The organism is Streptomyces odonnellii (assembly GCF_000981895.1).
Taxonomy (GTDB): Bacteria; Actinomycetota; Actinomycetes; order Streptomycetales; family Streptomycetaceae; genus Streptomyces; species Streptomyces odonnellii.
Genome location: NZ_LATD01000410.1, coordinates 1 through 4,696 on the forward strand (window position 1 = coordinate 1; position 4,696 = coordinate 4,696).

Annotated in this window: 3 protein-coding genes; 1 reads left to right on the top strand and 2 read right to left on the bottom strand. The window is 70.7% G+C overall.

What is annotated here, in order from left to right; genetic code table 11:
- Nucleotides 1-23: 23 nt before the first annotated feature.
- Both WH07_RS36455 and WH07_RS31405 read right to left on the bottom strand, forming a co-directional pair.
- Nucleotides 24-2,885, bottom strand: coding sequence for an HYR domain-containing protein (locus WH07_RS36455; protein WP_157877466.1), 2,862 nt, complete (start codon nucleotides 2,883-2,885; stop codon nucleotides 24-26).
- A gap of 130 nt (nucleotides 2,886-3,015) precedes the next feature.
- Nucleotides 3,016-3,636, bottom strand: a complete 621-nt coding sequence (locus WH07_RS31405) for a helix-turn-helix transcriptional regulator (protein WP_046507640.1) — start codon at nucleotides 3,634-3,636, stop codon at nucleotides 3,016-3,018.
- 154 nt (nucleotides 3,637-3,790) lie between these two features.
- On the opposite strand from WH07_RS31405, the gene WH07_RS31410 reads away from it, so the two are divergent.
- On the top strand, nucleotides 3,791-4,696 hold a 906-nt coding region (locus WH07_RS31410), incomplete at its 3' end, for a COG1470 family protein (RefSeq protein ID WP_157877467.1).

The window sequence follows — 4,696 nt, forward strand, 5'->3', positions numbered from 1 at the left end:
CGCCCTGCCCACGCCCGCCCCGCTCATCCGCGTCCCGCGAACTTCGGCGGCTGGAGGCTGCGCGGTACGACGAGGATCCCCGTGTCGAGCGGGTTGTATCCGGGCCCTTCGGCACGTAGCAGTCGTGGCCCGGTCTCGTCCTTGCGCAGGACGAGCATCTGCGTACGGAACGTCCCGTCGGCACGCACCCGCACCGGAAGCGTCCTGGCGGTGATCCCTTCGCTCCACTCCAGTCTGACGACGGTGCCGGCCGGGAAGTCGCGGCCCTCAGCGAGGACGACGTCGCCGAGCCGTGCGACGAGCGGCCCCGCGGTCAGTACGGGCTGGAGGACCCGGATTCGCAGGGTGTCGGTGTTGTTAGCGGTACGGGGGTCCCGCGTCGTGCCGCTGACACGGGCGGTCAGAGTGCCGGTGGTCGCCCTCGCGTAGGAGATCCGGGCGGTGATCTCGATCCGGTCGCCGGCCCGCAGGGTGCAGGGGGCGGTGTTGGTGCAACCGCTCTGGGCGGTCAGTACGCGAACGGGCTGGGGAACGTCGACCGCCAGCACGACGCCGGTCGCCGTGTCGGGGCCGGCGTTGGTCAGGGTGAACGTGGTCGTGATCACGCCGCCGGTGAATCCGGGCAGCGGGGTGGCCGCGGCGTTCACGGCGAGGTCGGCGGCGGGCGGGCGTGGTGTCGGCGGGCGCAGGACGACGGTGAACACGGCGGTGTCCTTGCCGGTGTTGCCCGCCTTGTCCTTGGCCGTACAGGTCACCGTCGTCCTGCCGATCGGGAAACGGGACCCGGACGGCGGGGTGCAGGTGACGGGGAGGGAGCCGTCGATCACGTCCGTGGCTCCGGCCGTGTACCGGATGACCGCGCCGGTGCCGCTGGTGATCTCAACGATCCGGTCGTCGACCTGGACGACGGGTGCGCCCCCGTCCACCACTGTGAAGACGGCCGTGTCGGTGCCGACGTTGCCGGCGGAGTCGGTCGCGGTGCAGGTGACTGTCGTCCTCCCGACGGGGAAGGCCGAGCCGGACAGCGGGACGCAGACGAGGGACAGCGGCCCGTCGATGCCGTCCACGGCGGTGGCGCCGTAGTCGATCACGGCACCGTCCGGGCCCGTCGCCTGCACCGTACGGTCCTCCACGCGCACCAGCGGCGCGGTCGTGTCGACCACCTTGACGACGGCTGTGGCACGGCCCGTATTGCCCTGCTTGTCGGTCGCGGTGCAGGTCACGGTGGTCTCGCCGACCGGGAAACGCGACCCGGACGGCGGCACACACGTCACCGGCACCGAACCATCCACCGAATCCACAGCAGACGCCGGAAACTCGACGACAGCACCATCCGGACCCGTCGCCTCGACCGTACGGTCCTCCACGGTCACGACAGGCGCGATCGTGTCCACGACGGTGAACACCGCGGTGTCCCTGCCGGTGTTCCCCCGGGAGTCGGTCGCGGTGCACGTCACGGTCGTCTCACCGACCGGGAAACGCGACCCGGACGGCGGCACACACGCCACCGGCACCGAACCATCCACCGAATCCACAGCAGACGCCGGGTACTCGATGACCGCACCACCGGGGCCGGTCGCCTCCACGGTGCGGTCCTCCACGGTCACCACGGGCGCGGTCGTGTCGACCACCTTGATGACGGCGGTGGCGCGGCCCGTATTGCCCCGGGAGTCGGTCGCGGTGCACGTCACGGTCGTCTCACCGACCGGGAAACGCGACCCGGACGGCGGCACACACGCCACCGGCACCGGACCGTCGACCGCGTCCACGGCGGAGGCCGGGTACTCGACGACAGCACCGTCCGGGCCGGTCGCCTCCACCGTACGGTCCTCGATGCTCACAACGGGCGCGGTCACGTCGTTGACGCTGATCCTGATGTGCTGTTGGTACGCGGGGTCGGCTCCGGCGGGGCCGAGATAGAACTGAACGGTGCAGGTCAGTGTTGAGCCCTGGGGAGCGTTCTGGGCCACCGTCACGGTCTCGGTGAAGGTGGCGGACTGACCGCTGGTCACCTGCCGACCGGCCGGTGTGAGGGAGACGGTCAGCGAGGGGTCGCAGTTCACGGGCGCATGGGTGACGTTGACGGGCAGGTTGGACAGTCCGCTGGTGATCGCGTCGGCGACCTGGTTCGGGTTCACGCCCCGCAGGTACGTACCTCCGGTCTCCCCGGTGACCCGTGTCGCCTGGCCCTTCCTGAAATCGCCGCGCTGGCCGTCGAGGCCGTCGCTGTAACTCTCCACGTCCACGGCGAGCACCTTGACGTTGTTCGCCTTGAGGGTGGCGACGATGCTGTCGAAGGAGTGGCCGCCGCTCGGGTCGTGGCTGGAGGCGTCGCCGACCAGGACGACAACGGGGCTGGCCCCGGACCGGAACGGGTTCCGGCCGCCGGCACCGGTCGCCACCTGCCACAGCGCGTTGCCCCAGTCCTCGGGGGTGTCCCCGCCGCCGCCGGCGCCCAGCGCGTCGACGCCGCGCTGGATGGCCGCGCGGTCGTCGGTGAACGGCTGATGGAGGAGGAAAAGCCTGCCCGGATCTTCCTGGTCACCGTAACTGGCGACGGCGAACCGGGAGTCGGGCTGCTCGTCGAACACGCTCTTGACGATGGCCGGCAGATTCTGCCTCACGTCCGCGATGGGCTCCTCCATGCTGCCGGTGTTGTCGACCAGCAGCACCACATCCGGCTTGGGCGGCACCGCCGGCGTCCGCACCGTCTTGGTGACGGTGAGGGACTGGCCGGGGTCGAGGGATTGCTCCACCACCGACGGCGTGACCGGAGACGGGGACGGTGCCGCGGCCGGGACGGCGACACCGCCGGCCCCGGCCCCTACCCCGCCGAACGTGAGAAGCGCGGCCATCAGGCCCGCCCGCAGTCGGAACCGCCGCACGACATCCTCCAAGATCGGCGTTGGCCATACCCTTCCCGGGCCGTGCTCCGGAGGGAACGAAGCCGGGGACACGTACGGGGGAAGACAAGTTGCCCCTCCGGGCAGTCCGGCGGGACACCCCGGCCGTACGTCAGATCAGCCCCTGGCGCAGTGCGTAGGCGACGACATGCGAGCGGTTGCGCAGGTGCAGCCGGACGACCAGCTCATGCAGGACGTTCTTGATGGTGCGTTCCGAGTACGAGAGCTTCGCGGCGATGTCCCCGGTGTCGTAGCCCTCGGCGACAAGCCGGACCACCTCGATCTCACGGGCGGTGAGCCCGCTGAAGTTCAGGCCGCGCGGCGCCAGGACCTGACTCTGGAGCCGGCCGACCTGTTCCAGCAGCCGGCCGAGCAGGTCCGCGGGAAGACTCCCCTCGCCCCGGGCCACCGCCTCGATCACCTGTACGAGCCGCTCCGGGGTCGCTTCGGACCTCCGCAGGATGCCGGCCACCCCGCACTCGGCCGCCCCGACCAACTGCTGGTCGTCGATGTACGTGGCGATCAGCGCCACCCGCGCCGACACCGTACGCTGCACATTGCGCAGGGTCCTCAGCGCGGCCTCGTCGATCGTGTCGACGACGACCACGGCCACGGCCGCCGGTTCTTCCTCGTTCTCCACCAGCCGGACCTCCGGCCGGGACCGTAGCTGGCCGGCCACCCCCGCCCTGGAAATCGGATCCTCCGCACGCAGGCACACGACTATCCGGTCCACACCGGCCTCCCCACCCCTAGGTCGAATGCTTCGCCGAGTATGCGCGCGTGCACTACACGTACACTCAACAAGGTCTCAATGGGCACCTCAACTGCCCCAAAGTCTTCCTGCGGAGCCCCTGTTCCAGGGCCTCTCGGGGCCTACGGTGCCGATCATGACAACTGCGGCGAGCCTGGACGCAACCGCCGTCACCGCGACTCCCGGTGGCAGGACCGAAGTTCCCCTTCAGGTACGCAACTCCGGCAGCACGGTGGAGGAGTACCGCTTCGAGGTGGTGGGCCCGGCCGCGGCCTGGACCAATGTCGAACCGGCGAGCCTGTCGCTGTACCCCGACACCTCGGCCACCGTGGTCCTCGCGCTGAACCCGCCTCGCAACTCCGAAGTGCCGGCCGGGGACATCCCGTTCGGGGTACGAGTCGTACCCACCAGCAACCCCGAGGGAACGGTGGTACCCGAGGGCGTTGTCACCGTCGAGCCGTTCACCGAACTCACCGGGGAACTGGTACCGCGCGGGTTCAACGGGGTGTGGCGGGGCCGCACGGACGTCGCCATCGACAACCGGAGCAATGTCCCCATGACCGTGCGGCTCACCGCGCAGGGGGACAGTTCCCGAGTGCGGCTCGGCTTCTCACGGGAGGGCGTCGAGCTCACGCCGGGCACGACGGAGCTGTCGAAGCTGACGGCCCGGCCCGCCAAACGGCTGTGGCGCGGTGCTCCGGTCGTGCATCCCTTCCAGGTGGTGGCGACACCGGCAGGTGAGGCTCCGCATGAGCCGGTCCTGCTGGACGGCACCTACCAGCAGGACGCGATTCTGCCGAGCTGGCTGCCCCGGGCGCTGATCGCTCTGGTGCTGGCGGTGCTGGCCCTGGTCGGCCTGTGGTTCGCGCTGCTGCGGCCGGTGGTGAAGTCGGCGGCCCGGGAGGAGACCCAGAAACAAGTGGCCCAGGTGCTGCCGTCCAACCCGACCCCGTCCACGTCCTCCGGTGGCGGCGCCGCGTCCGGTGCGTCAGCGGGCGCCGCCGGGGACGCCGGGGCGAACGCCGGTGCCGGTACGGGGGGC